At 74.7% G+C, this 25,700-nt stretch carries 25 protein-coding genes and 1 pseudogene; 10 read left to right on the top strand and 16 right to left on the bottom strand.

What is annotated here, in order from left to right; translation table 11 throughout:
• Positions 1-14: 14 nt before the first annotated feature.
• Together ACFWUZ_RS08520 and ACFWUZ_RS08515 are read right to left on the bottom strand one after the other, a co-directional pair.
• Positions 15-1,412 (bottom strand): gluconate:H+ symporter, encoded by a 1,398-nt coding sequence (locus tag ACFWUZ_RS08520; protein WP_384369206.1) that lies wholly within the window; start codon positions 1,410-1,412, stop codon positions 15-17.
• A gap of 105 nt (positions 1,413-1,517) precedes the next feature.
• A pseudogene (locus ACFWUZ_RS08515) lies at positions 1,518-2,021 on the bottom strand (gluconokinase); the annotation flags it as partial.
• A 138-nt stretch (positions 2,022-2,159) separates the two neighbouring features.
• On the opposite strand from ACFWUZ_RS08515, the gene ACFWUZ_RS08510 reads away from it, so the two are divergent.
• Complete coding sequence (locus tag ACFWUZ_RS08510) at positions 2,160-2,870, top strand: FadR/GntR family transcriptional regulator (RefSeq protein WP_384369203.1); 711 nt, start codon at positions 2,160-2,162, stop codon at positions 2,868-2,870.
• 91 nt (positions 2,871-2,961) lie between these two features.
• Here the strand turns inward: ACFWUZ_RS08510 and ACFWUZ_RS08505 are convergent, their stop codons facing one another.
• From ACFWUZ_RS08505 to ACFWUZ_RS08485, 5 genes are all read right to left on the bottom strand, one after another.
• On the bottom strand, positions 2,962-3,378 hold the full coding sequence (locus ACFWUZ_RS08505; protein WP_384369199.1) for a VOC family protein: 417 nt from the start codon (positions 3,376-3,378) through the stop codon (positions 2,962-2,964).
• Between the two features lie 10 nt (positions 3,379-3,388).
• Positions 3,389-3,808, bottom strand: a complete 420-nt coding sequence (locus ACFWUZ_RS08500; RefSeq protein ID WP_384369196.1) for a helix-turn-helix domain-containing protein — start codon at positions 3,806-3,808, stop codon at positions 3,389-3,391.
• Between the two features lie 110 nt (positions 3,809-3,918).
• On the bottom strand, positions 3,919-4,299 hold the full coding sequence (locus tag ACFWUZ_RS08495) for a VOC family protein (RefSeq protein WP_384369193.1): 381 nt from the start codon (positions 4,297-4,299) through the stop codon (positions 3,919-3,921).
• A gap of 52 nt (positions 4,300-4,351) precedes the next feature.
• The gene (locus ACFWUZ_RS08490) at positions 4,352-6,253 is read right to left on the bottom strand and encodes an ABC transporter ATP-binding protein (RefSeq protein WP_384369190.1); all 1,902 of its coding nucleotides are present in this window, start codon (positions 6,251-6,253) and stop codon (positions 4,352-4,354) included.
• A gap of 33 nt (positions 6,254-6,286) precedes the next feature.
• Positions 6,287-7,468 carry a GNAT family N-acetyltransferase gene (locus ACFWUZ_RS08485; protein WP_384369187.1) on the bottom strand — a complete coding sequence of 394 codons (1,182 nt, stop codon included), beginning with the start codon at positions 7,466-7,468 and terminating at the stop codon, positions 6,287-6,289.
• Positions 7,469-7,563: 95 nt separating this feature from the next.
• Here ACFWUZ_RS08485 and ACFWUZ_RS08480 point away from each other — a divergent pair, with 95 nt between their 5' ends.
• On the top strand, positions 7,564-7,986 hold the full coding sequence (locus ACFWUZ_RS08480) for a DUF350 domain-containing protein (RefSeq protein WP_384369184.1): 423 nt from the start codon (positions 7,564-7,566) through the stop codon (positions 7,984-7,986).
• An 89-nt stretch (positions 7,987-8,075) separates the two neighbouring features.
• On the opposite strand, the gene ACFWUZ_RS08475 is transcribed toward ACFWUZ_RS08480, so the two are convergent.
• Positions 8,076-9,305: an acyltransferase gene (locus tag ACFWUZ_RS08475; RefSeq protein WP_384369180.1), complete on the bottom strand. Its 1,230-nt coding sequence runs from the start codon at positions 9,303-9,305 to the stop codon at positions 8,076-8,078.
• The gene (locus ACFWUZ_RS08470) at positions 9,302-10,345 is read right to left on the bottom strand and encodes an alpha/beta hydrolase (protein ID WP_384369177.1); all 1,044 of its coding nucleotides are present in this window, start codon (positions 10,343-10,345) and stop codon (positions 9,302-9,304) included. The genes ACFWUZ_RS08475 and ACFWUZ_RS08470 overlap by 4 nt, the downstream gene beginning before the upstream one ends.
• A 235-nt stretch (positions 10,346-10,580) precedes the next feature.
• Here ACFWUZ_RS08470 and ACFWUZ_RS08465 point away from each other — a divergent pair, with 235 nt between their 5' ends.
• Both ACFWUZ_RS08465 and ACFWUZ_RS08460 read left to right on the top strand, forming a co-directional pair.
• On the top strand, positions 10,581-11,564 hold the full coding sequence (locus ACFWUZ_RS08465; RefSeq protein ID WP_384369174.1) for a protein kinase: 984 nt from the start codon (positions 10,581-10,583) through the stop codon (positions 11,562-11,564).
• The gene (locus ACFWUZ_RS08460; protein WP_384369171.1) at positions 11,462-11,743 is read left to right on the top strand and encodes a M23 family metallopeptidase; all 282 of its coding nucleotides are present in this window, start codon (positions 11,462-11,464) and stop codon (positions 11,741-11,743) included. The genes ACFWUZ_RS08465 and ACFWUZ_RS08460 overlap by 103 nt, the downstream gene beginning before the upstream one ends.
• A 39-nt stretch (positions 11,744-11,782) precedes the next feature.
• Here the strand turns inward: ACFWUZ_RS08460 and ACFWUZ_RS08455 are convergent, their stop codons facing one another.
• The gene (locus ACFWUZ_RS08455; protein ID WP_384369168.1) at positions 11,783-12,463 is read right to left on the bottom strand and encodes a response regulator; all 681 of its coding nucleotides are present in this window, start codon (positions 12,461-12,463) and stop codon (positions 11,783-11,785) included.
• A complete protein-coding gene (locus ACFWUZ_RS08450) occupies positions 12,460-13,815 on the bottom strand; it encodes a sensor histidine kinase (protein ID WP_384369165.1) in 1,356 nt (451 codons plus the stop codon). Before ACFWUZ_RS08450 ends, ACFWUZ_RS08455 begins: the two co-directional genes overlap by 4 nt.
• A 79-nt stretch (positions 13,816-13,894) precedes the next feature.
• Between ACFWUZ_RS08450 and ACFWUZ_RS08445 the strand changes: the two genes are divergently transcribed.
• The 3 genes from ACFWUZ_RS08445 (at position 13,895) to ACFWUZ_RS08435 (ending at position 15,836) form a co-directional block, all read left to right on the top strand.
• A complete protein-coding gene (locus tag ACFWUZ_RS08445; protein WP_384369162.1) occupies positions 13,895-14,842 on the top strand; it encodes an AEC family transporter in 948 nt (315 codons plus the stop codon).
• On the top strand, positions 14,839-15,372 hold the full coding sequence (locus ACFWUZ_RS08440; RefSeq protein ID WP_384369159.1) for an HXXEE domain-containing protein: 534 nt from the start codon (positions 14,839-14,841) through the stop codon (positions 15,370-15,372). Before ACFWUZ_RS08445 ends, ACFWUZ_RS08440 begins: the two co-directional genes overlap by 4 nt.
• 71 nt (positions 15,373-15,443) lie before the next feature.
• Complete coding sequence (locus ACFWUZ_RS08435) at positions 15,444-15,836, top strand: hypothetical protein (protein WP_384369156.1); 393 nt, start codon at positions 15,444-15,446, stop codon at positions 15,834-15,836.
• Here the strand turns inward: ACFWUZ_RS08435 and ACFWUZ_RS08430 are convergent.
• The 4 genes from ACFWUZ_RS08430 to ACFWUZ_RS08415 form a co-directional block, all read right to left on the bottom strand.
• Positions 15,790-16,872 (bottom strand): hypothetical protein, encoded by a 1,083-nt coding sequence (locus tag ACFWUZ_RS08430; protein WP_384369153.1) that lies wholly within the window; start codon positions 16,870-16,872, stop codon positions 15,790-15,792. The genes ACFWUZ_RS08435 and ACFWUZ_RS08430 overlap by 47 nt on opposite strands.
• 161 nt (positions 16,873-17,033) lie before the next feature.
• The gene (locus ACFWUZ_RS08425; protein ID WP_384369150.1) at positions 17,034-18,560 is read right to left on the bottom strand and encodes an FAD-binding oxidoreductase; all 1,527 of its coding nucleotides are present in this window, start codon (positions 18,558-18,560) and stop codon (positions 17,034-17,036) included.
• A 326-nt stretch (positions 18,561-18,886) separates the two neighbouring features.
• Positions 18,887-19,540, bottom strand: a complete 654-nt coding sequence (locus ACFWUZ_RS08420) for a class I SAM-dependent methyltransferase (protein WP_384369147.1) — start codon at positions 19,538-19,540, stop codon at positions 18,887-18,889.
• A 33-nt stretch (positions 19,541-19,573) separates the two neighbouring features.
• The gene (locus tag ACFWUZ_RS08415) at positions 19,574-21,169 is read right to left on the bottom strand and encodes an IucA/IucC family protein (RefSeq protein WP_384369680.1); all 1,596 of its coding nucleotides are present in this window, start codon (positions 21,167-21,169) and stop codon (positions 19,574-19,576) included.
• Between the two features lie 144 nt (positions 21,170-21,313).
• On the opposite strand from ACFWUZ_RS08415, the gene ACFWUZ_RS08410 reads away from it, so the two are divergent.
• Both ACFWUZ_RS08410 and ACFWUZ_RS08405 read left to right on the top strand, forming a co-directional pair.
• On the top strand, positions 21,314-22,846 hold the full coding sequence (locus tag ACFWUZ_RS08410; RefSeq protein ID WP_384369144.1) for an IucA/IucC family protein: 1,533 nt from the start codon (positions 21,314-21,316) through the stop codon (positions 22,844-22,846).
• A 196-nt stretch (positions 22,847-23,042) separates the two neighbouring features.
• Positions 23,043-23,795, top strand: a complete 753-nt coding sequence (locus tag ACFWUZ_RS08405) for a GntR family transcriptional regulator (protein WP_384369141.1) — start codon at positions 23,043-23,045, stop codon at positions 23,793-23,795.
• 45 nt (positions 23,796-23,840) lie between these two features.
• Here the strand turns inward: ACFWUZ_RS08405 and ACFWUZ_RS08400 are convergent, their stop codons facing one another.
• Positions 23,841-24,164, bottom strand: a complete 324-nt coding sequence (locus ACFWUZ_RS08400) for an AsnC family transcriptional regulator (protein WP_384369138.1) — start codon at positions 24,162-24,164, stop codon at positions 23,841-23,843.
• 229 nt (positions 24,165-24,393) lie between these two features.
• Between ACFWUZ_RS08400 and ACFWUZ_RS08395 the strand changes: the two genes are divergently transcribed.
• Positions 24,394-25,353 carry a SigB/SigF/SigG family RNA polymerase sigma factor gene (locus tag ACFWUZ_RS08395; protein WP_384369135.1) on the top strand — a complete coding sequence of 320 codons (960 nt, stop codon included), beginning with the start codon at positions 24,394-24,396 and terminating at the stop codon, positions 25,351-25,353.
• Positions 25,354-25,700 lie beyond the last annotated feature (347 nt).

The raw sequence follows: 25,700 nt of genomic DNA, 5'->3' as shown, positions 1-25,700 counted from the left end.
GCCCGGGGCGCTTGCTACAGGATGAGCGACAGCAGCAGGACGAAGCCGAGGCCGACCACCGAGATGATGGTCTCCATCACCGACCACGTCTTGAGGGTCTGGCCGACCGTCATCCCGAAGTACTCCTTGACCATCCAGAACCCGGCGTCGTTCACGTGGCTGAAGAAGAGCGAGCCGGCGCCGATGGCGAGGACCAGCAGGGCGGTCTCCGTGGTGGACATGCCCGCGGCGAGCGGGGCCACCAGCCCGGCCGCGGAGATCGTGGCGACGGTCGCGGAACCCGTCGCCAGGCGTATGGCCACGGCGATCACCCAGGCCAGGAGCAGGGCGGGTACGGCCCAGTGCGCCGACAGGTCGAGGATCATCCGGCCGACGCCCACGTCGATGAGGGTCTGCTTGAAGCCGCCACCCGCGCCCACGATCAGCAGGATGCCCGCGATCGGGGCGAGGGACTTCTCCACGGTGGTCGACAGCCGTGCCCGGGTGAAGCCGGCCGCCCGGCCGAGGGTGACCATGCCCACCAGCACGGCGGTGAGCAGGGCGATCAGCGGCGAGCCGATGACGTCGGTGACGCGCTGCACCGCGTCGGCCGGGTCGTTGACGACGATGTCGACCAGGGCCTTGACCAGCATCAGGACCACCGGCAGCAGCACCGTGAAGACGGTGGCCCCGAACCGGGGGCGGTGCTCCGGCTCCGCGGAAGGCCGCTGCGCGATCAGGTGCTCGGGGGCCGGGACGTCCACCCACCGCGCCGCGTACCGGGAGAACAGCGGCCCGGCGATGATGACGGTCGGGACGGCCACGAGCACGCCGAGCGCGAGCGTGACGCCCAGGTCGGCGTGGAGCGCGTCGACGGCGACGAGCGGGCCGGGGTGGGGCGGGACCAGCCCGTGCATCACGGACAGTCCGGCCAGTGCCGGGATCCCGATCCGCATCAGGGAGTAGTTGCCGCGCTGGGCCACCAGCAGGACCACGGGGATCAGCAGCACGATGCCGACCTCGAAGAAGAGCGGCAGCCCGATCACCGAGGCGATCAGCACCATCGCCCAGGGCATGGCGCGTCCCCCGGCCCGGGCCAGGATGGTGTCGACGATCTCGTCCGCGCCGCCCGAGTCCGCCAGCAGTCGGCCGAGGACCGCACCGAGCGCGATCAGCATGCCGACGCCCGCCACGGTGGAGCCGAGGCCGGCCGTGAAGCCGGCGACGGTCTGCGCGAGCGGGGCGCCCGCGAAGACCCCGAGGGCGAGCGAACCGACCGTCAGGGCCAGGAAGGCGTGCATCTTGAGGCGGGTGATGAGCAGGACGATGACGGCGATTCCCGCGAGGACGGCGAGGCCCAGCTGGGTGTTCCCGGCCGTGGTGATCGGTCCGGTGCCGGCCGCCGCCAGCGTCTCGGCGCTGAGACTGGTCACGGTGAGGGTTCCTCAGTTCTCGGGTGTGCTGTGGTGGGGTGCGGTGCCTCCGGGCCTGCCGCTCCCGGGCCCGGTGCCCCTGGGCGCGGTGCCCCCGGGCGTGCCGAGCTGCCGCAGGGCGGCCAGTGCCCGGGCGGTGATCTCCTCCGGGGATCCCGACACGTCGACGACGACGCCGGGTTCGTCCTGCTGGAGCGGCTCCAGGGTGGCGAACTGGGAGTCCAGCAGGGTCGTGGGCATGAAGTGGCCCTTGCGGGCGGCCATCCGCTTCTCGACCAGCGGGCGTTCGCCGGTGAGGTGGACGAAGACCGTGCCCGGGGCCGCGGCGCGCAAGCGGTCGCGGTACGCGCGCTTGAGCGCGGAGGCCGACACCACTCCGCCGCGGGTCCCGGCGCGGTTGCGGATCCACTCGCCGATGGCGTCCAGCCACGGCCGCCGGTCCGCGTCGTCCAGGGGGGTCCCGGCCGACATCTTGGCGACGTTGGCCGCCGGGTGGAAGGCGTCGCCCTCGGCGTACGGGATCCCGAGCGCCTCCGCCAGCAGCCTGCCCACGGTCGTCTTGCCCGTGCCGGCCACGCCCATCACCACAATGACGCGCTGGGTGCTCACGCCGTACCTCGCTGTCCTCGTCGGCATCGGTCCGTGTTCGTGGGCACTACTGAAGCGCATTAAGTACTACGTATTCAAGAGTTGTGCGGAAAACGTCGCACCTTTCGTTCGCCCGGGGCGTCACCGTACGCTTACGCCATGACCACGGAAGGCAGCCCGGGGCAGGGCCTCCACTCCCATGTGCTGGACACCCTCGGCCTCGCGATCACGGCGGGGGAGTACCCGCCGGGCAGCGTCCTGCGCACGGACGAGATCGCCGAGCGCTTCGAGGCGTCCCGCACCGTGGTGCGCGAGGTCGTGCGCGTCCTGGAGTCCATGCACCTGGTGGAGTCCCGGCGCCGGGTCGGCGTCACCGTCCGCCCCACCGAGGAGTGGAACGTCTACGACCCGCGGGTCATCCGCTGGCGTCTGGCGGGCACCGACCGCTCCCGCCAGCTGCGCTCCCTCACCGTGCTCCGCTCCGCGATCGAGCCCGTCGCCGCAGGTCTGGCGGCGGCCCTGGCCACCCCCGACCAGTGCGCGGAACTCACGGAGGCGGCCCTCGGCATGGTCCGCACCTCGCGCGGCCATCAGCTGGAGCGGTACCTGCGGCACGACATCGCCTTCCACCGCGTCGTGCTGAACGCCTCCGGGAACGAGATGTTCGCCCGGCTCGGGGACGTGGTGGCGGAGGTCCTGACCGGCCGGACCGAGCACGCGGTGATGTTCCACGACCCCGACCCGGCCGCCGTGACCCTCCACGTCCAGGTGGCCGAGGCGGTACGGGAGGGCGACGCGGCCCGTGCCGAGGCGCTGACCCGGCAGATCGCGGTGGGCGCCCTGGAGGAGCTGGACGTCCTCGCCCCGTAAGGGCTCCGACGCCGACCGCCCCGCCCCCGCGGCGAGCGCGGCGGGGCGGGGCGGTGCTGCGGACAGGAGGGTCAGTTCGCGGGGCGCGGGCTCACCGCGTGCGGGCCTGGGCCACGCGCAGCATGTTCCCGGAAGGGTCGCGGAAGGCGCAGTCGCGGACCCCGTACGGCTGGTCGATCGGCTCCTGCAGCACCTCGCCACCGGCAGCCCGGATGCGCTCGAAGGTGGCGTCGCAGTCGTCGGTCGAGAGGATCACCCCGCGCAGCATGCCCTTCGCCAGCAGCTCCGCCATGGCCTGCTTGTCCTCGGGCGAGGCGTTCGGGTTCGCGAGGGGCGGTTCGAGGACGATGGACACGTCGGGCTGCGACGGCGAGCCGACGGTCACCCAGCGCATCCCCTCGAAGCCGACGTCGTTGCGCACTTCCAGGCCGAGCGCGTCCCGGTAGAAGGTGAGGGCCTTGTCGTGGTCGTCGACGGCGACGAAGCACTGTGAGAGCTTGATGTCCATGGCGTCCACGCTACGACCGGGCGTCCGGCTTCGCTTCTCCGTTCCTGACCGGTCTGGTGAAGACCTTCGCCACGCACGCCGGGATGTCCGCGCCCTGTTCGTGGCCGCGCGCCCGGTACGCGCTCGGGCTCTCGCCCACCAGCTCGGTGAAGCGCGAGCTGAACGACCCCAGTGAGGTGCAGCCGACGGCGAAGCAGACCTCCGTCACCGACAGGTCGCCCAGCCGCAGCAGCGCCTTGGCCCGCTCGATCCTGCGCGTCATCAGGTAGCTGTACGGGGTCTCGCCGAAGGCGGCGCGGAAGCAGCGGGAGAAATGGCCCGGCGACATCAGGGCGGCACGCGCCAGCGCCGGCACGTCGAGCGGCTCGGCGTAGGAGCGGTCCATGAGGTCGCGGGCCCGGCGCAGCCGGACGAGGTCTTCCAGCGTCACCCGACCACGATCCCACGGCGCCGGCCCCCGGCGTCCGCCGCCGGGCCGGACCGGGGCCCGGCCCGCCCGGCGGAACGCGGGCCCGGGTCCTGCCGGGCCGGAAACCCGGCCTAGCTGCCCGGTGCGGTGCGCGGGGTGGTCTGCTGGACGGCCCAGCCGTTGCCGTCGGGGTCCGAGAAGTAGACGAAGGACCCCCAGGGCATGTCCTGGATCTCGGTCACCTCGATGCCGCGGCCCTTGAGGTCGGCGTACGCCTCCTCGATGTCGGCGACCACGACCTGCATGTTGTCCAGGGAACCCGGGGTCATCCGGGTGAGTCCCTTGCCGAGGGCGATCGAGCAGGCCGACCCCGGCGGCGTGAGCTGCACGAAGCGGACGTCCTCGCTCACGGCGACGTCGTGGTCGGCGTTGAAGCCGATCCTCTCGTAAAAGGCTTTGGCGCGGTCGACGTCGGTGACGGGGACGGCGACCAGTTCCAGCTTGATGTCCATCTGACGGCTCCAGGATCGGTAGTGCCCGGACGGGCGGTGGGCCCGTCGGCCATCATGCTCCCGGCGCCGGGACCGCGCTGCCCGAACCGGCACCGGCCGCCGCGAACTGCGTGCGGTACAGCTCCTCGTACCGGCCGTCCGCGGCCAGCAGCTCGGTGTGGGTACCGCGTTCCACGATCCGGCCGTCCTCGACCACCAGGATCTGGTCGGCCGCCTGCACGGTCGACAGCCGGTGCGCGATCACGACGGCGGTCCGGCCGGCGAGGGCCTCGCCGAGGGCCTCCTGAACCGCGGCCTCGGAGGTGGAGTCCAGATGGGCGGTGGCTTCGTCGAGGATCACCACCCGCTGGCGGGCCAGCAGCAGCCGCGCGATGGTCAGCCGCTGCCGTTCACCGCCCGACAGCCGGTAGCCGCGCTCGCCGACGACCGTGTCCAGCCCGTCCGGCAGCGAGGCGACGAGCCCGTCCAGGCGGGACCGGCGCAGGGCCTCCCAGATCTCCTCCTCGGTCGCCCCGGGCCTGGCCAGCAGCAGGTTGGCCCGTACCGACTCGTGGAAGAGGTGCCCGTCCTGGGTGACCATGCCCAGCGTCTCGCGGATCGAGTCGGCCGTGAGGTCGCGCACGTCGACCCCGCCCAGCCGGACCGCGCCCGCGTCCGCGTCGTACAGCCGCGGCAGCAGCTGCGCGATGGTCGACTTCCCGGCGCCCGAGGAGCCGACCAGGGCGATCATCTGCCCGGGTTCGGCCCGGAACGACACCTCGTGCAGGACCTGCGTGCCGCCCCGGGCGTCGAGGGTGGCGACCTCCTCCAGGGAGGCGAGCGAGACCTTGTCGGGGGAGGGGTAGCCGAAGGAGACCCCGTCGAACTCCACGGCCACCGGCCCGTCCGGCACCCGGCGGGCGTCCGGCTTCTGGGCGATCAGCGGCCTCAGGTCGAGGATCTCGAAGACCCGCTCGAAGCTCACCATGGCGCTCATCACCTCGACGCGGGCCCCGGCGAGCGAGGTGAGCGGCGCGTACAGCCGGGTCAGCAGCAGGGCGAGGGCGACGACGGAGCCGGCGTCCAGGGAGCCGCGCAGGGCGTAGTACCCGCCCAGCCCGTAGACGAGCGCCAGGGCCAGCGCCGACACCAGGGTGAGGGCGGTGATGAAGGCCGACTGGGCCATCGCCGTCCGGATCCCGATGTCCCGCACCCGCGCCGCGCGGGCCGCGAACTCCGCGGACTCGTCGGCGGGCCGTCCGAAGAGCTTGACCAGCGTCGCGCCCGGGGCCGAGAAGCGCTCCGTCATCTGCGTACCCATGGCGGCGTTCAGCGTGGCGGCCTCCCGTTGCATGGCCGCCATCCTGGCCCCCATCCGGCGGGCGGGCACCACGAACACCGGCAGCAGCACCAGCGCCAGCAGGGTGATCTGCCAGGAGATGCTCAGCATCACCGCCAGCGTCAGCAGCAGGGTGACGGTGTTGGCGACCACCCCGGACAGGGTGTTGCTGAACGCCCGTTGGGCGCCGATCACGTCGTTGTTGAGCCGGCTGACCAGCGCTCCGGTCCGGGTCCGGGTGAAGAAGGCCACGGGCATCCGCTGCACGTGGTCGAAGACGGCTGTCCGCAGGTCCAGGATCAGCCCCTCCCCGAGGGTGGCGGAGAGCCTGCGGGTCAGCAGTCCCAGCGCCGCCTCCGCGACGGCGATCAGGGCGATGAGGAGGGCGAGGCGGGTGACCCTGCCGGTGTCCCGGCCGCCCACGATGGTGTCCACGACCTGGCTGGCGAGCACCGGGGTGGCCACCGCGAGCAGCGCGGTCACCACGCTGAGCAGGAGGAAGAGGGTGAGCCCGCGGCGGTGCGGGCGGGCGAAGGCGGCGATGCGGCGCAGACTCGCCCGCGAGAGCGGCCGGCGGTCCTGCTGGGCGTTGATCGCGCTGTGCAGCGATGTCCAAGCGGTGACTTCCATGTCCATGCACCGAACGTAGGACCTCGACCGAGCTTCAGGTCAATGCTCCGGTCCCGGACCACCCTCCGGTGGCCTCGGCCGAGGGCGCCGGCACGCTGGTGGTCCACGGGCGCCAGTCCGCCGACTCCGCTGAGATGCAGGCCTTTTGGCTTCCGCCAGCACGATCCCCGGGTGCCCGCCCGCCGCCAGGATCCGCCCGAAGAGCGCGTGCGCCGCGGACTTCGACTCGTACCGCAGCTCCCCGGCCCGCCACGGCCGGCCCGCCAGTTGCGCGAACGGCCGCGTCGGGCCCCACGGGACGAGGGGCAGCCCGGCCCCGGTCTGCAGCGCGGACAGGGCCGGGCGGGCGCGCACGGCGTCGACGAGGCCGGGACCCCGGTCGACGAGGCCGCCGTACACCTCCACCTCCGTCCAGCCCAGCTGGCGGCAGACCAGGGCGGCCCACCCCTCGGGTACCGCCCGCGGCAGGACCAGGGCCGCCGGGTACGGGCTGTAGAACGCGGCCAGGGCGGCGTAGTGGTGCGCGGGCCGCTGCTCGCGGTCCAGCGAGGGGTCGGCGAACTGCGCGTTGAACTCCGCGACGTTGCCCAGGTGCACGGCCCGCCGGCCCCCGGTCCACGCCCGCGCCCAGCCGGCGAGCGGCACGGGCGCCACCTCGGACCGCACCAGGCCCCCGGGGCCACCACCGGCGCCCCCACAGCCCTCAGCCCCGGCCACGCCGCCTCCATCGCCTGCGTGGCCGGTGCCCCCTGCGCCCCCTGGGCCGCATGTGTTCTCCCCGCGGCCCCGGCCGTCGTCGCCGTCGCAGGCCGTCGCCGCCGGTGGCTCGACCGGCACGGCGCCCATGGCCCGGTAGAACCCGGCCGCGTGCGGATCGGCGTCGATCCGCAGCCTGCGCACCCCCAGCTCCACCGCCCGGCGCAGCGCATCGCGGTGGAGCAGCCGCCCCACTCCCCGGCCGATGGCCGCGGGTTCCACGAAGAGCAGTCCCAGTGCCGCCTGCGGGGGCGCACCCTCCAGGGAGGCCAGGCCGAGCAGGTCCCCGCGCCCGTTCTCGGCCACCACGATCCGGCGGGCCGTCACGTCGGCGGGGCCGATCCGCAGTTCTTCCGCGCACGCGGCCAGGAACGCGGCGTCGTAGCCCCAGTGCCCCTTCGACCGCATCACCAGCGCCGTCAGGGCCTCCGCCTCGTCCGCCCGCGCGGCTCTGACCTCTGCCAATTCCTGACCTCCCCATGGTCCGCGGCACGGCCGTGCGATAGATTCGGCCTCCCCACGGCACATCTTTTCCCACCCACCCGGAGACAGGCTTCTCAATGAGCGACATCATCAACGGACTTGGCCGCACCAGCGCCTACGGCGCTCTCGGCCTGGTGCTGCTGATCCTCGGCATCGTGCTCGTGGACGTACTGACGCCCGGGAAGCTCCCGAAGCAGATCTGGGAGGAGCGCAACCGGAATGCTGCCCTCCTGCTCAGCTCCGCGCTGCTCGGCATCGGCGGCATCGTCTTCACCTCGATCTGGACGACGTACGACGACTTCGGAAAGGGCCTGATCTCCACCGCGGCCTTCGGCGTGCTCGGCCTGATCCTGATGGCCGTGGCCTTCCTGGTGCTCGACCTGGTGACCCCGGGCAAGCTCGGCGCCATCGTCGTCGACCCGGAGCCCCACCCCGCAGTGTGGGTCACGGCCTCCTGCAACCTGGCGGTCGCCGCCGTCGTCGCGGCCTCCATCGCCTGACGCTGCACCGGGACCCCCGGCTCACGCTCCACACCGAGAGCGCCGCTCCCTCCGGGAAGCGGCGCTCTCGGCACATCCCGCCCCGGCCGCTACGCGAGGCCCAGCGCGAACACCGCGAACCCCGCCGCGAGCAGACCGGCCACCGTCCGGCGCACCGCCGGGGCCCTGCGCCCCTCCGCCGGCGGACCCTCGAACCGGCGCGCGTACCGGGCGATGCCCACCAGCAGCGCCGCGAACACCGGCATCCACGCCACCCGCGCCACGATCCAGCCCGGACTGTCCGGCGCCGTCGTCAGCCCCGCCAGCTCACCCGCGAACGAACCGGGCACGGCCGCGGCCAGCATCGCCGTCTGGTGCCAGCACAGGATCGTCATCGCGCACAGGTTGATCACGACCACCGGAGCCCACACCGCAGGCCGGGCCAGCAGCCCCGCGATCCGGTCGCGCAGCAGGACCGCAGCCCCCGACTGCGCGGCGGCCAGGGCCGGCACCAGCAGCGACGGCGGGTGCGAGTTGGTCCGCGCCGCGCCCGGTACGCCCACCATCGACGCCGGGTAGTGGAAGACGGTCAGCAGCACGGCGAACAGCAGGCCGCCGCCGGTCAGCAGCAGCCAGGCCCCGCGCCGGCCGATCCGCCCCTCGCCCCAGGCCACGCCCAGCTGGTACGCGAACAGCCAGCCCGGCAGGATGTTCAGCAGGGACAGCCAGGACGGTACGGACTCCGCCGGCGGCCCGTAGCGCAGCAGGTCCACCAGGGCCACGGAGCCGATCAGCGGGAGCGCGGCCCAGCCGCCGAGCCGGCCCGCGGCCCGCACGCAGTACGGGGTCAGGGCGGTGACCACGGCGTACACCCCGACGAACCACAGCGGCTGGATCACCAGCGTCGCCCCGGTCCGCAGCGTGGCCTCCGGCACCCCGGCCGCGTACAGCACCGGTGCGGCCAGCGCCCACACCGCGGTCACCCCCAGCACCGGCCGGCCCAGCCGGACCATCCGGCCCTTCAGCCACGCGCCCACCGATCCCGTGCGGCGCCGGAAGGAAAGGGCGGAGGCGTATCCGCCGACCAGGAAGAAGATGCCGAGCATCTGGAGCACCCAGCTGGCCGGAGCGAGCCCCCCGAGCGCGGTCAGCGGGCTGGCGTTGTGCAGGCCGCCCCCGGTGTCCAGGGTGAACCCGCCGACGAGCCAGTGGCCGGTCGGTACGGCCAGCAGGGCCAGCGCCCGCAGCCCGTCGACCGCCCGGTCGCGGTGGGCGGGGGTCTGCCGCTCGATCCGCTCGGCGGCCTTCCTCAGCGGGGCCAGGGTGGCGGAGGCGCTCATCGGACCTCTCCTTTCGCGATCGAGGTGAAGGCGGCCAGGGACTGGGTGCCGGGCGTGAAGTAGCCGGTGTGTCCCTGCACGTCGGCGGCGGGCACCCGGCGGGCGCCGAAGGCCGGGGAGGTGGGGTCGGTGCCGTGGCCGATGCCCCCGAACGCGACGTTCGGTATGTCGGCGATCCAGTCGGAGGGCCCGCGGGCCGCCCAGACACGGGCGCCGGTCCGCAGGGCGGCGCAATTCTCCGCGCGCATCCCCGGCGAGCCGAGGACGACGAGGTCGGCGGCGTCCGTGTGCCGGGCCGCCAGCCCGCAGACCACCGAGCCGTAGCTGTGGCAGAACAGCGCCGGGTCGGGGGCGCCGACCGCGTCGAGTCCGGCGGTGAACCGGGCCAGCCGCACCGCCCCGGCCTGCGCGAGCCGCCCGTGGGCCGCGTCCAGGCCCACCCCGACCGGCGTCGTGTAACCGGTCCAGGCGATCACGGCGGCGGCCCCGCCCGCGGCCTCCCGCAGCGAACGGGCCATACCGGCCGGCCCGGTGTGCGGGGTGCGCCTGCCGTCGTAGGCGGTGGCGTCGTTGTCCGAGCCCGGCACGATCACCGCGACGTGCGCCGCGTGCTCCAGATCCCCGAACACCTCGGCGACCTGGCCCCGGCCGCGCGGGTCGAAGGCGAGGACCTGCCGGTCCGGCGCGGCCAGCGAGGCGTACCGGGCTTCCCCCGTGGCGGCCGCCGCGAGCCGGTTGGCCTCGTACCGCAGGGACACGGGCGCACCGTCCAGATTGCCCACCACCAGCGGGTGGCGGTGCAGGAGTTCCCGCCGCGCACCCTCCTCCAGCCCGGCGAAGAAGCGGGCCACCTCGCCCGGCGCGGCGGTGGCCGGGTCGGGCAGCGGCCGGCCGGAGACGGTGTCGGCCCGCCAGGCGGCGGTGCCGGGCGGCGGCCCGGTGACCGCGGCCTGGGTGTCGCCCGAGGCCCATCCCGCGGTGCCCGCGACGACGGCCACCGCCAGTGCGGCCGTGCCCAGCGTCCTTGCGAAGCGGCGCATGCCCCTTCTCCTCTCCTCGTGACGAGGAGGAAGGTAGGAAGAAGGTCTCGGACCGTACGTCGGACCGTGGAGCCAAGTCGGAGGTCATACCCCGGTAGGGGGTGGAGGAGACGGAACGTCGGCGCCCGGCCCGCCCGCGGCCGCTGCGGACCCGGGGACGGACGGCCCAGAAGCCTGCCATCATCAGGGAGTTGCGGCCGCAAGCGCCGGACGGGGGACGGTGACCTGGGGGGCGTTGGAGTCCGGAGAACTGTTCAGCGGGCGCTACCAGCTGGTCGAACTGCTGGGCCGGGGCGGGTTCGGAGAGGTCTGGGCCCGGTTCGACCGGGATGCCACGGTCGGCGCCCGCGTACGGCATCCGGGACTCGCCGTCGTCCGCGCGACGGACCGGGACGGCGAACGGGCCTTCACCGTGGGGGAGCCCGTGGACGGCGACGATCTCCACGGCGTTCTCGCCCGGTCGACCGGCGGCCTGCCGCTGGGCGAGGCGCTCCCGCTGTCGCGGAGGCTCGCGGACGCCCTCGGGGCGGCGCACGGGGACTCCGTCGCGCACCTGGGGCTGACGTGGCGCAACGTCCTCCGCCGGCGGAGCGGACTGGTCGCGGTGTGCGACTTCGGGACCACGGGCGCGGGACCGGGCCCCGGCGACATCGGCGGCTGGGGCCTCTTCACCGCTCCGGAGCAGTGGCGCCGCGACCGGGCCGGCGCGCGCGCCGACCTCTACGCCCTGGGCTGCTTGCTGTACGCGCTGTTCACGGCTCGTCCGCCCTTCCGGGGGCCCGGTCCGAAGGAGCTGGGGCACCGCCATCTGACGCAGGAGGCCCCGCTGCTGCCATCGGTCCGTCCGGCCGTGCCGCCCGCGCTGGAGGAGCTGGCCTCGCGGCTGCTGGCCGAGGAGCCGGGTGGACGCCCCTCGGTGGACGAGGCCAAGGACGTCCTGACGCGCCTGGCGCGCGACGGCTCGGCCTCCGCTCCGGACGGCGAGGGGCCGCGCTGGGGTGCGCCGGTGGACGCCGCGCCCGGGGCGCCGTACGGGGCGGTCGGAGCGCGGTGGCCCATGGGCCGTCACAGGGGCGTCGACTCCCCCCGTGCCCTCCGGCACGACCGTCCGGGCCGTTGCCGCGGGGACCGTGGTCTCGGCCGGGCTGGGGCGGGGCCTACGGATACCAGGTCCTGCTCCGGCACGCCGACGGCCTCTACAGCCGGTACGCGCACCTGAGCACCATCTCCGTGAGGTCCGAGCAGCGCGTCGACGCAGGCCGGCGCGTCGGCCGCGCGGCCAGCACGGGCAACTCCAGTGGCCCACACCTCCACTTCGAGATCCGCACCGCCCCGGACCACGGCTCCGACATCGCCCCGGTTGCGTACCTGCGCTCCCGGGGAGTGGACCTCGGCTGACGGTGCGGCGCGGTCACCGGAGGGGCGCGGCCCGGGAGTTCAGGCGCTGTCGCCCGGCCGCACCAGCCCCGCCTCGTACGCGAAGATCACCGCCTGGGCCCGGTCCCGCAGGTCCAGCTTGGCCAGGACCCGCCCGATGTGGGTCTTGACCGTCTGCTCGGCCAGCACCAGATGGGCGGCGATCTCCTGGTTCGACAGCCCGCGCGCGATGAGTTCCAGCACCTCGGTCTCGCGCGGCGTGAGCCCCTTCAGCCGCAGCGCGGGATCCTTGCGCGGCGCGGGTCGCTGCTGGACGAAATCGGCGATCAGCCGCCGGGTCACCGACGGCGCCAGCAGCGCCTCGCCCGAGGCGACCACCCGTACCGCCGCGATCAGATCGGCGGGCGGGGCGTCCTTGAGGAGGAAACCGGAGGCGCCCGCGCGCAGCGCCTCGTACACGTAGTCGTCGATGTCGAAGGTGGTCAGCATCAGCACCTTCGGCCGGCGCACGACCCCGGGCGGCGGGTCGAGGATCTCCCGGGCCGCCGTCAGCCCGTCCATCTCCGGCATCCGCACGTCCATCAGCACCACGTCGGGATGCGTGGAACGTGCCACCTGCACGCCCTGCCGCCCGTCGGGCGCCTCGCCCACCACATCGATGTCGGCCTGGGCCGACAGCAGTGCGGCGAACCCCGCCCGCACCATGGCCTGGTCGTCGACGATGATCACGCGAATGGTCAACTGGCTTCCTCGGTCGGGTCGTTCAGCGGAAGGCGGGCGGCGACCCGGAAGCCGCCGTCGGGCAGCGGGCCGGTGTCGAGGGTCCCCCCGGTCAACCGTACGCGCTCGCGCATCCCCACCAGGCCGTGGCCCGTCCCCGAGACCTCCAGCGGCATCACGGCGCCCCGGGCGGGGCCGTTGACCACGAGGACCAGGACCTCGTCCTCGTCCACGGTCACCGAGACCCGGGTGGGCGCCCCCGGGGCGTGCCGCACCACGTTGGCGAGGGCCTCCTGCACGATCCGGTAGGCGGACAGGTCCACGGCGGGCGGCGCCGCGCCTTCCGCCGCCGCCGCGAGCGACAGCTCCACCGGCTGCCCGGCCCGTACGGTCGCCTCCACCAGCTGCTGCAGCCGGCCGATGCCCGGCTGCGGGGACCGTTGTCCGTCGGCGCCCGTCCCGCCGTTCGCCCCGTCGCCGCGCAGGACCGTCAGCAGCCGCCGCATCTCGCCGAGCGACTCCCGCGCACTGGCCGCGATCGCCTCGAACTCCTCCCGCACCGGCTCTGCCATGCCGGGCAGCCGGTACGGAGCGGAATCGGCCTGCACGGTGATCACCGACATGTGGTGGGCCACCACGTCGTGCAACTCGCGTGCGATCCGGGCCCGTTCCTCCAACAGGGTGCGCCGGGACCGCTCCGCCTCGCTGATGCCCTCCTGCTCGGCGATCCGCTGCTGCGCGTCGCCCAGCCCGCGCAGCGCCCCGGTCAGCGCCAGTACGACCCCCGCGAGGACGAAGAACAGTGCGGCCGTGTTCAAGGAGCCCTGCGGCTGGAAGAAGCCCAGCACCGCCCCGACCGCGCCGGTCGCCAGCCACACCCCGACCAGGGTCCGCACCGACTCGCGCAGCCCGAGGCAGGCCATCAGCGCCAGGTAGCCGACGATGACCATCGGTGTCCAGGGCCAGGCGTGCCCGGCCACCGCGTCCGCGCGGATCAGCAGTACCGCGCCGAGGGTGTCGGCGAGCAGCACCATGCCCCAGGCGGCCAGCGGCCGGGTCGCGGCGAGGAGCAGCGGCACGGTCTGCGCCACGCCGAGCGCGCCGGCCCAGCCGCCGCCCGCCTTGTAGTCGTTGGTGAGGACCGCGATGGTCACCGGCAGCAGCGTCACCACGAAGACGCCGAGCACGACGAACGGCAGCATCCGCTGCCAGGCCCGGGGAGCCTCGGCGAACAGGGGCTGCGCCGCCCGGGCCGGGGTGCGCGCGACCACGGCCAGCTGCGCCGACGCACCGGCCACGCGGGCCGTGCCGGATCCGGAGCGGGCTTTCGCGCGGGTCCGGCCGAGCCGCCGCGCACGGGGTTGGTCGCTCATGATCGGCCAGCCTATGGGTCCGGGGGCCGGAGCGGGGCGGGGATAGGCTGCTCGTCGGTCGATCATGGGGGATCAGGTCATGGGTGGCGCAGCCGCGCTCGAAAAGCTGGTACCGGTGCTGCTCGCTTTCGGGGGCGGGGTGCTGCTTGCCCGGCGCAAGATCATTCCGGCCGAGGCGTCCAAGGTCTTCGCCGACTACGCCTTCCTCTTCGCCGTCCCCTGCTACCTCTTCGGCAACATCTACGCCAGCGATCTCGCGGCCCTCTTCGACTGGCAGGCCATCGGCGGCTACGCCGCGTCGGCCGCCCTCGCGGTGGCCGCGGTCGCCGCGGCGGCCGTCGCCCACGGGCTGCGGGAGCCCCGCGAGGTGGCCCTGCGCGTGATGGCGGGGGTCCAGGTGAACACCGCCTACTTCGCCGTCCCCGTCTTCATCACCGTGTTCGGCACGGCGGCGCCGATCTTCCCGATCCTGCTCTTCCAGGTGTGCGTGCTCTCCCTGGTCGTCATCTCCCTCATGGAACTGGGCCGCGCGGGACCGGCCGCGGGGAGCCGGGGGCGGCAGCTGTCCCGCGCCCTCGGCGCCTCCCTCACCACGCCGCTGGTCCTCGCCTGCAACGCGGGGATCCTGCTCAACCTGCTCTCGGTGCACGTCCCGGCCGTGGTGCTGGACGGGGCCGCCTTCATCGGTGACAGCGCCTCCCCGGTGGCCCTGTTCTCGCTCGGCCTCCACCTCGGCGGCCTCGGTCCCGGTCTGCGGGGCACCAGCCGCGAGGAGATGGCCCTCATCGCCTGCAAGTGCCTGGCCTTCCCGCTGCTGACCTGGGTCGTGTGCGGGGCCGTGTTCGGGGTCCGCGGGGAGTGGCTGGCCCACCTCGTCCTGATCGCGGCCATGCCGACCCCGCAGAACCTGTTCATCTTCGCCCAGCGCTACGACGTGGGCGTCGACCTGTCCGCCTCCGTCGTCATCAAGACGTCACTCGTCTCCCTGCTGTTGCTGCCCCTCTGGCTGCAGATTGCGATGCCATGAGCGAACCGAAGCCCTCCACCGTCCCCTTCGCCTGCGTCACCCTCGGGCTGCTGGCCGCCTGGGCCGTGCACGACCTGGAGGAGGTCGCGACGATGCCCCGCTGGTCCCGTACCCGGGTCCCCGTCCTGCGCGAGCGCCACCCGGGCGTCCCCGACCGGCTCTGGCGGCCGATGGAATCCGTCGACGGCCGCGCGTTCGCCACCGCGGTGGGCCTCATGGGCCTCGTGGTGGCCGCCGCCTCCGCCGACGGACACCGCACCGGAGGCCGCTCCGCCTTCTACCAGAGCGCCCTGACCGGTTTCGGCCTGCACGGCCTCGTCCACCTCGGACAGGCCGCCGCCACTCGCGGATACACCCCGGGCGCGGTGACCTCACCGCTCGTCGTCGTCCCCTTCACCCTCTGGGCCCGGGGCCGGCTGCGGCGGGCCGGAGTGCTGCGGCCCACCCGTCCGCGCGATGCCGTCCAGGGCCTGGCACTGGCCGCCGTGGCCACGGCCGCGGCACACGCCGCGGCGCGCCGGATCCGCTGACCCCCCGGACCTCCGCCCCGGACGGCGGGCGGCGGCTCGTTCCCCCGGCGGGCCCCGCTCGTTGACGGTGCATGGAGATGCCGACCCTCGCGGCGCCCGGTGTCGGGGAACGCGCCGACGCCGTCGCCGATGCCGCCTGCCACCTCTACGACGCCGTCGCCCCCTGGGGCGGCTCGGCGCCCGGCGGGTGGAGCCGGACCGCCGCCGAGGACGCCGCCGAGGCGATCGAGACCACCGCGCACGCCCTCGCGCACACCCACCCGCGCGCCGAGGTCGTCCTCGCACCCGTCCACGCCGCCCTGGCCGACCTGCGCCGCCAGCTGGGCCTCCCGCCCGCCGACCGGCTGACCGCGGAAGGGCTACCGGCGACCCCGCGCACGGTGGGGAACCCGCGCCGGACCCGCTGGGTGCGGGTCCTCACCCCGTCCTTGCCCCGGCAACCGCCTTCTCGTACAACTTCCTGACGTCGGCGCCGAAGTAGGAGCTGTACGAGGTGTCGGCCGTGTCCCCGCCGGTCTTCCAGCCGCCGATCACGCCGATCACGTCACCGGTACCGGTCCGCGCGTCGTAGCGGGTCAGGAACGGCCCGCCGCTCGTCCCACCGGGGTAGCCGGTGCAGTGGATGCGCAGGAAGGAGCCGGGGATCTTCGGGTCGGTGCTGGTGAACCTGGTGGTCCGGTTGACGCACACGCGCGGACGGGCGGCGGACGACGGATGCCCGATCAGCGTGACCCTGGCGTGGGCGTACGCGGCTCCGGTGACCAGGCGGTTCCCGCCGACCACCGCCTCCACCGGGGAGCCGGCCGCGTTCGGCCCGACCTGGGCGAACGCCACGTCGAGGGTGGCGGCCCGGTCGGCGCCCCGGGACACGTAGCGCGGGTCGATCCACACCTTCGCCCGGCCGGCGCTGTTGCGCAGGACCGGGAACAGACCGTACGGCCGCGGCTTCGCCCGCGTGTACCGCGGGACGAAGGCCACTTGGCGGGCGTCGGAGCCGAGCAGGCAGTGCCCGGCGCTGAGCACCAGGTTGCGGCGGGGGGAGGAGACCACGCTCGCGGTGCAGAAGTACGCGCCGGCGCCCTTCATGACGAACATCCGGCCGACGACCGGGATGCCGCCGAAGTCCTGCCCCACGCCCGGGCCCGCGACCGGCAGCCGGGCCGGGACGGGGGCACGGACCGCGGTCCCGGCCGGCGCGGGCACCGGCGCGGGCGCGGGGCCGCCTACGGGGTGCGGCGGGGCCGGCGGGGTCACGGCCGCGGAGGTACCCGGGGTCGAGGCCTGCGGCTGCGCCGGGCCGGCCGGGGCGGGCAGCGCCGCGTCCGGCGGCAGGAGCACGGCTGCGGCCATCCGCTCGGGCGTCCAGAAGGCCGCCGCATCGCGGGCGGACCAGGGGGCGACCGCCGACGGGGCCGCCGGCCCGGCCTCGGCGACGGGCAGCGGCCCCCCGGCCAGCAGCAGCGCTGCGGTCGCCGCGGCCATCGTCAACGTACGTAGCATGCGGGGCTCCTCGTGGCGGTAGCGGGGGGACGGGCGCCCCCGTGGACGGCATGAAAAGACATCGACGGACAGGACGGGTCAGCGAATCGTTCAGATGTGGGCAAATCGGACGGCGTGGGTGGTGTGGACGGCAGGTACGGCCTGAGCGGAGCGCGGACGGTCTAGACGGCCTGGGGGAAGCGGAACAGCCGGCCGGGGTCGTAGGTGCGCCGGACCTCCTCCAGGCGCGGGAGGTTCCGCCCGTAGTAGGCCTCGCGCCAGCCGGCGAGCTTCGGATCGGCGTAGTTCTGGTAGGCGCTGCCGCCCGCCCAGGGCCGCAGGTCCCGCCAGAGCCCGTCGAGCCAGTCCTGGTGCCGGGCCGCCTCCGGAGCCGGCGCCGATCCGGGCCAGGAGACGAGGTACTGGGCGAGGAAGGAGCTGTCGCGGTGCGCGAAGGCGGTGGCGGTGGCGGGCACGCGGTTGACGGCGCCGCCGCAGACCCCGTCGAACTGCACCACGCCCCGCCCGCCGGGCGGCACGGACGACGGGTAGCGGCGGACGGCGTCGAGCACGACGGCGACCGCCGCGTCCGGCAGCCCGGCCCCGCCCCAGAAGTCGGAGCGGGCGGCGTACGAGTCCCTGCCCAGCCGCCCCCGCGGATCCCTGCCGGGGAGGGTGCCCGGCAGGCGGCACTGCGCGGCGCTCCACTCCAGGCAGCCCGCCATGGCACGGACCGTGTCCCCGTACCCGCGGACGGCGGTCCAGCTGTCCCGGGGCTGCCCGCCGACCAGGTCGGACAGCCGGGTGAGCTGGGCGTCCAGCTCACGGCGTCCGTCGAGGCACACCACGCGGACCGCGGGGGCGGGCACGGCCGCGGCGCCGGTCCTGGTGCCGGCTCCCACGACGAACTCCACCTGGCTCCAGAACGGGTCCGGGAGCCGGGCCAGCCAGCGCTGCCATCCGCGCAGCACCGCCGCGGAGTCGCCGGCGGGCCAGTGGAGTTCCGCGAAGGCGCAGTCGCCGGCCGGGTGCGTGGCGAAGCGGAACTCGGTGACCACCCCGAAGTTGCCGCCCCCGCCGCCGCGCAGGGCCCAGTAGAGCCTCGGGTCCGTCCCGGCGGAGACCTCGCGGACGGCCCCGTCGGGCGTGACCACCCGGGCCCCCGTGAGCCGGTCGGCGGTGGTGCCGTACGCCCGCGCGGCCAGGCCCAGGCCACCGCCGAGGGTGAGTCCGGCGATGCCCACCGAAGGACACAGCCCGGTCGGGATGCCCAGGCCGCGCTCCGCGAGCACGGCGTTGACGTCCCCCAGCCGGGCGCCCGACCCGATCCGTACGCCGGACCCCTCGACCCCGACCGACGCCATGGCCCCGGTGTCCAGGACCAGGCCCGCGGCGCGGGTGGACCAGCCTGCGTAGCTGTGCCCGCCGCCGCGCGGGACCACAGCGGCGCCGGAGCGGCGGGCGAAGTCCAGGCAGACGGCCACGTCGCCCGCGTGCGCCGGATAGGCCACCGCGCCCGGCGCGACCGCGTCGTAGCGGGGCTGGAACAGCTGCCTGGCCTCGGGGTAGTCCCGGTCGCCGGGGAGCACCACCCGCCCGTCGATCCCGCGGGCGAGCGCGCCGAAGTCCGGGCCCCGGGCCGCCGCACCGACGGTGGCGAGCACGGCCGCGGCCGCGCTCCCCAGGACCTGGCGGCGATGGAGGCTCATGCCTCCTTCCTGCCACCGCCCGGGCCGATCGCCGGGAAGGCGGGCCCACACACACCGGGCTGCCCCCCGAACGGCCCACGGAGGAATCGATTCGGCTGGTACGAAAAGCAGACCGGTCCGGGAGGTGGCCGCCCGTAGGGTTCCCCATGCCGATCGCGGACCTCAGCACGCGCACCGGCGGATTCGACGCCGGCCCGTACCCCTGTTGCGCCGCGCTGCGTACGGCCGGACCCGTCCACCAGCTGGTCGTGGACGGGCAGCCGGTCCTGGCTGGTCGTCGCCCGGTGGGGCGGCGGGTGGTGGGGTGGCGGCGCGGCCGGCCCGGCTCAGGCCTTGCGGGCCAGCAGGAAACCCTGCGGGGACGCCTCGTCCTCCCCGGGCTGCCGCACCACACGGGCCACCTCGGCGAGCCCCGCGGCGGCCAGCAGCGAGGCCATCAGGCCCGGCGGCGTCGCGTACACGTCCAGGTCGACCGCATGGCCGTACGCGTGCTCCAGGCGGATCTGCTCCTCGCCCGCCTCGAACGCGACCAGCGCGTACCCGCCCGGCGCCAGCACCCGGGCGAACTCCTCGAACACCGCCGGGAGTTCAGAAGGCGGGGTGTGCACCGTGGAGTACCAGGCCAGGACCCCGCCGAGCACCTCGTCCGCGATGTCCAGCGCGGCCATCGAGCCCACCTCGAACCGCAGCCCCGGATAGCTCCGGCGGGCCACCGCCACCATCGCCGGGGACAGGTCGACTCCGAAGGCCCGTACCCCGAGCCCGTCGAGATGCGCCGTCACCCGTCCCGGGCCGCAGCCCAGGTCGGCGACCGCCCGGCCGCCGCCGCCCTCCGCCGCGCACACGTGCTCGGCGAACGCGGCGATCACGGCCCGGTCCAGGGGTCCTTCCGCGAGAGTCGGCCCGAGCAGCCGGGCGTAGTCGACGGCGACGGCGTCGTAGGACGCCCGTACGGCGGTCAGGCGCGAGGTCTCTGTCATGCCCCTGGACAGTAGCCCGCCGGGCGTCACGTCTCACCCCCCGGTCAGCGGATGGGGAAGCTCCGCCCACTGATCGCCGGGGACGCCCGGACTCAGCCGCATCAGGGTGAGCGCCTTGGTGGGCAGGGGAGCGGTCAGCAGGGCCTCGGTGTCGGCGGTGGGGGAGAGGCCCGTCGCCTCGGCGAGGAGTGCCGCGAAGGCGCCGGCCGAGCCGGCGGTGGCGCCGAGCGCCCCCGTGACCAGCGACCCGAACAGCTTGCGGCGCAGGGCGCCGACGTCATCGGTGATCAGCCTGCCCGACAGGGGCGGCACCGGCAGACCGTGCCGCAGCAGGCGGGCCGGGCTGATGCGGATGTCCGCCAGGTCGCGGTATACGAGCCGGACCGGCGCGCCGCCGGAGTCGACGACCACCAGGAGGTTCTGCCCGTGGGCCTCCAGAGCCACCCCGAACTCCAGCGCACGCAGGCACACCGAGAGCGCCAGGCGGGCGAAGGCGGCCTGCCAGGCGGCCGAACGGGCCGGAGGGAAGGAGGCGAGCGCCGCCACCGGCAGCACCCGCTCCCCGGCGGCGGCGTCCGCGTACACCTCGGGCGGCTCCCGCAGCACGGCCGCCAGGTCCGGGCTGTGCGCACTCGCCGCGCCCAGGGTCCGGGTGACGTGCAGCAGGCCGTCGAGCCGCGCGGACAGGGTCTCGGCGAAGGCGGAGACGGCCGCCGCCGTCTCGACGGAGTAGACGGAGATGTCCCGTACGGAGGAGGTCAGCCGCGTGCTCAGCGAGGTCTTCACATGAGCCCCGCCGGTCCGGCCCCTCGCACCCGGACCGTCGTCCCCACCGGCAGCCTCCGCCGCGGGTGCGAGGGTGCGCAGGGACATCAGGGGGTGCGCCGGGAAACCGGGCCGGACCCGGGCGTGGGCGAGCACGTGCGCCGCCTGCCACGGATGCACCGGGATCAACAGCCGCCCCCCGTCCCGCAGCCGCGACGGCCAGTCACCGGTCACCACGCACTCCCCGGCCGGTACGGCGACCAGCCCGAGCTCCACCACCGCCCGGTGCTCGGGCGCGTAGGCGAGCTGCTCGGCCACCGAGAAGCCGGGCCGGGAACGGCAGTTGGGATGGTACGGATGCCCGTCCACCACCCGCTGCTCCCACGCCCAGAGCGGCTGCGCGGCCTCCTCCCGGTCGCCTTCCCCGGCGTCGGGCCGGCGGCCGGCCCGGGAGAGCGCCAGCGAAGCCGTGCTGTCGTCCAGCTCGGCGGCGAACTCCTTCCCGTACGGCACGTCCAGCGCCGTCACCAGCCGTGCGGCCTGCCGGTACGCCGTACCGTCGAGCCACAGCTCGCCGACGTACGCCCGGGTCGCGTACGGATCCGGAAGCGGCCCCTCCAGCTGTTTGCCCCCGGCCAGAGTGAGCAGCAGGCCTCCGGCCCCGCGTTCCCGGCGCACCACCCAGGGCAGGGGCTCGAAGGCCAACGCCCGCCACAGCCGGGTCAGTACGGCAGCCCGGGCGCCGCCCAGCTCCGCCGCGTACGCGGGGGCGAGGGCGGGGCGTACGGAGGCCAGCCCGGCGGCGACGGTCTCCTCGGCCGGGGAGGCGGTCGCGTCGGCACTCGGGTACCTGCTGCGGTCCAGGGTCCTGCTCCTCTCGGGGTACGGGCGGAGGGAGGCGGGTACGCCGCCACGAAGCGATGATCACGCCATCATCGCGGATACTGATGATCACGGCCGGTGATACGCCGCGAATCTCCGGCGCACGGGACGGACCGATTGGAATCAGTGGACCTCAACACCGCCGCAGACGCACACGCCCTGACCCCGCTGCTGAACTGCCTGCTCAGAGAGGTCGCGGAGCCGGCTGCGGAACACGGTGAGGGCACCCACCGGCTGCGCGGCAGCGGCCGGCTGCTCCGGGTGCGGGGCGGTCGGCGCCCCGCACGTCCGGAGCTGCGGAGGGCGGACGGATGGCATCCGCTCAGCCACAGCGAACTGGTCGAACTCACCTCCGGCGAGCTGCGCCGGTACACCGGTGTGTCCAACGACGAACTCCCGGTCGACATGGCCGACAGCCGCGCAACCGTCGCCGCGCTGCTGGCGGCCCGGGCCCAGGCGGCGCCCCCGCGGGACCCGTACCTCCTCTCCGAACAGTCGCTGGTGATGGGCCATCCGCACCACCCCGCCCCCAAGGCCCGGGGCGGAGCGCCGGCCGCGAGCTGGCTGCCGTACGCACCGGAGGCCTACGCCCGGTTCCCGCTGGTCTTCCTCGCCCTGCGGGAGGACCAGGTCGCCGAGGAGGGCGGCCCGTCCGCCGCCACGGCGATCGACTCGCTCGCCGACGCCCTCGACGGTCCGCGCCCGCCCGCCGGCTACCGGCTGCTGCCCGCCCACCCCTGGCAGCTCGAACTCGTCGGCGCCCGGCGCGCGGTCCGTGAGGCCTTCGCCGACGGGCGGCTGCTGCGGCTCGGCGGGAGCCGGCTGCCCGCCTGGCCGACGGCCTCGATCCGCACCCTGTACGTGCCCGACCCGGCCGCCGACCTGTTCGTGAAGTTCAGCCTCGACGTCCGGATCACCAACGACGTGCGCCGGCTGTGGCGGCACGACCTGCTGACCCTGCGCCGCACCGACGCGGCAGCCGAGGAGGGCTTCGCCGCCCTGCGCCGCACCGGCTCCGACGCGGCCTGGCTCGCCGACCGCGGCTACCGCACCGCGGGGTTCGCCTTCGAGGAACTGGCCGTCCTGGTCCGCGACGGCCTGCACGCCCACGTGCTGCCCGGGGCCACCCCGCTGCTGGCCGCAGCGCTCGCGGAAGGCGAACCCGGCAGCCCGCTGGCGCGCACCGCGGACCCGGCCGGCTGGTGGCGCAGGTACCTGCGCCAGGTCGTGCCGCCGGTGCTGGAACTGTTCGCCCGGCACGGGGTGGTGCTGGAGGCGCACCTCCAGAACACCCTGGTCGCCTTCGACGCGTCGGGCATGCCGGTGCAGGCCCTCTTCCGGGACGCCGAGGGAGTCAAGCTCCTGCGGGACCTGGACCGTCCGGCCGCCTGGCAGCGCCTGGTCTACTGCCTGGTCGTCAACCACCTGATGGAGATCGGGGGAGCCCTGGCCGAACGGCATCCGGACGTCTCCCCGTTCGTGTGGCCCGCGGTGCGCGAGGAGTTCCTGCGCTACGACGCCGCCCGCGGACTCCCCGAGACGGCGGAGCTCCTCGCCGCCTCTTCCCTGCCCGCCAAGGCCAACCTGCTGCTGCGTTGGACGAGGGCGGACGGGGCGGCGGCCCGCTACCTGCCGCTGCCGAATCCCCTGCGGGACTAGGTCCAGGCGCCACTTCGACGACAGGACCCAGGGGGGCGTCCTGCCGATCGGTCCGGGTCGGGGACCGGCGGGCGGGGCGTGCGGAATCGGCCAAGGTGGTTCCGTATCCCGGTGCACCCTCACCCAGAGGTATAGACCAATGCTAGGTTGGTCGGGCAGACCGCGCAGTCCTTGACCACCCGTCAGAGGAGAAGCCATGCCCTCCCCTTCGCGGGGCGGCGGCCCGGCCGCCATGCCCAAGTACCAGCGGATCGCCGCAGCCCTGCGCCGCGATCTCGACCGCACCGCACACACGGCCGGCGGCCGGCTGCCCTCCGAGCGGAGCCTGGCCGCCCGCTACCAGGTCAACCGGCAGACGATCCGGGCCGCCTTGCAGCACCTGCGCGAGGACGGGCTCGTCGTGACCGGCCGCAGGGGCACCCGCCCCGTCGCCGGTTCCGTCGCGGCCACCGGCCCTCAGCCGGCGGTCCGTCCGGCGACCCCGGCGCCCGCCCAGAGCTGGCTCACGCTGGTCACCGTACCGCCCTCGCTCGCCGCCCTGCTCGGCATGCGCGGCGGGGACCGCACCCTGGTCCACCACCGGCGCGAGCGCGGCCCGGCGGGGGACGCCGTCCAGCACGCCGCCACCTACCTCAGCCCGGGCGTGGTCGCGCGCACCCCCGAACTGGCCCGCTACCGCGACCGTGCGGCCCGGGTGCGCGACGAGGACCTCGGCCCGCTGCACCGCTGGCTGGAGCGGGCCGCGGCGGACGGACGGCTCGCCGAGACGATCACCATGACCCGCGCCACCCAGCCGCAGGGCCCTTCGCCGACCTGCGGCCTGAGCGTGCGCCGCACCCTGCACGACTCCTCGGGCCGCCTGCTGGCCGTCACCGACCTGTCCTTCCCCACCTGGGACCGCCTCACCTTCCACCGCGACCCGGCGGAGTCCGGCTTCCGCGTGACCTAGGGGCCCCGGCCCCATGACCCGAGGGGAGGCGGGCCGGGCCGCCGGTCAGCCGACGCCGCCCTGGCCGGTGGCGAGGTCCGGGGTCGGGGGGAGGTCGAGGGGGTCCGTCGCTCCGGAGGCGCTGGCGTCCGGGAGGCGGGGCGGGGCGTCCGGGTCCGCCATGGCGCCGGTCAGCAGGGCCAGCAGCCCGGCCACTTGGACGCCCGCCTCCGCGGGATGCCGGAACATGGCACCCGGGGAGATCTCGTACCGGTTGCGCCGGCCGTCGCGGACGCGTCGCAGGTACCCGTCCGACTCCAGGTCGGTGACGATCGTCTGCACGGTGCGTTCCGTCAGTCCGCACACCGCGGCGACATCCCTGAGCCGCACGGCCGGGTCCCGGGCGACGGCTACCAGGACGCGTGCGTGATTCGTCAGAAATGTCCAATTTTGACGCTGCGACATACTCCCCATGGGCTCATGATGCGTCAGTTGATTCATGTGTTGCAAGACGCGAAACAGATTTCCGGTAATTCTTGACGTACGAGCAGAAGAGGTCCACCATCTACGGCAGTCAAGGTCCCGCGCCGCAAGCCGACCAGCCCAAGGAGCGAACCCCATGCCGGTCCCTGCCCCGTCCCCCCGTACCTCCGTGACCTCCAGCGCCTCCGCCGCTCCCGCCGTCGCTGCCGTCCCGTGCCCCCGCCGTAGCGACGAGGCCGCCCGGATAGCGGGCCTGCCGCGGATCGAGGAGCCCCGGGAGGTGGCCCCCGCCGACGCGCGGGAGCTGTCGAGGGTCTTCTTCCGGCGGCTGCGCGAACTGACCGAGGGCACGCCGGAGTACCAGTACGTCCGCAACACGCTCATCGAGATGAACGCCTCACTCGTGCAGTACGCGGTACGCCGCTTCCGCAGCCGCGGCGAAGGCGGCGACATGGAGGACATCGTCCAGGTCGGCACCATCGGCCTGATCAAGGCCATCGACCGCTTCGACCCGGCCCGCGAGAACGAGTTCTCCACCCTCGCCATGCCGTACATCACCGGCGAGATCAAGCGGCACTTCCGCGACACCTCCTGGGCGGTCCGCGTACCGCGACGGCTCCAGGAGCTGCGTATCGACATAGCCAAGGCCAAGGAGGAGCTGACCGTCACCCTCGACCGGTCGCCCACCGTCGCCGACCTCGCCGCCCACCTCAGCCTTTCGGAGGAGGAGGTCATAGAGGGTCTCGTCGCCGCCAACGGTCACACCAGCGGCTCCCTGGACGCGCCGCAGGCCGAACACGGCGAGGGCTCGGCCGAGGGTCACACCCTCGCCGACGTCATGGGCGCGGAGGAGCCGGCCCTGGAGCTGGTCGAGGACATCCAGACCCTGGCGCCGCTGCTGGAGGAGCTCACCGACCGCGAGCGCCGCATGCTGCAGATGCGCTTCGGCGAAGAGCTGACCCAGGCCCAGATCGGCGCGAAGCTCGGCATCTCGCAGATGCAGGTCTCCCGGCTCCTCACCCGCCTCCTGGGCCATCTGCGCGCCTCCATGCTGGAGGACCCCGAGACCCCGGCGGGCGCCGCGCACGCGGCCTGATCCGCCTGCGGCCGGGCCTGACGCGGACCGGACCGGACCGGGCCCGACCCCGCCCGGCGCAGTGCGCCGTACCCCCGCGCAGCACCCCCGCGTACGGGTCGGCCCGGCGGACCTCCGCCGGGCCGACCCGTACGCGGATGCCGGCTTCGTCACACGCGCGCACCGCCCGGGCCCCGAACGCGCCGCCCCGCAGGGTCTCCTACGTGACCTGGCTCACTTCACCGTTTGCTGGGGCGAATGTCGGGCAGCCGCGCCGGTGGAGCGGACCCGTGCCCTCCGGCCCTCGGCCGGAGGGCACGGCGCATGCGGGCCGACCCCGTCCCGCTCCACGGCCGCGCCGGCCCCGC

The organism is Streptomyces sp. NPDC058646, from assembly GCF_042716875.1.
Classification (GTDB): domain Bacteria; phylum Actinomycetota; class Actinomycetes; order Streptomycetales; family Streptomycetaceae; genus Streptomyces.
This window is presented reverse-complemented; position numbering and strand designations above follow the sequence as displayed.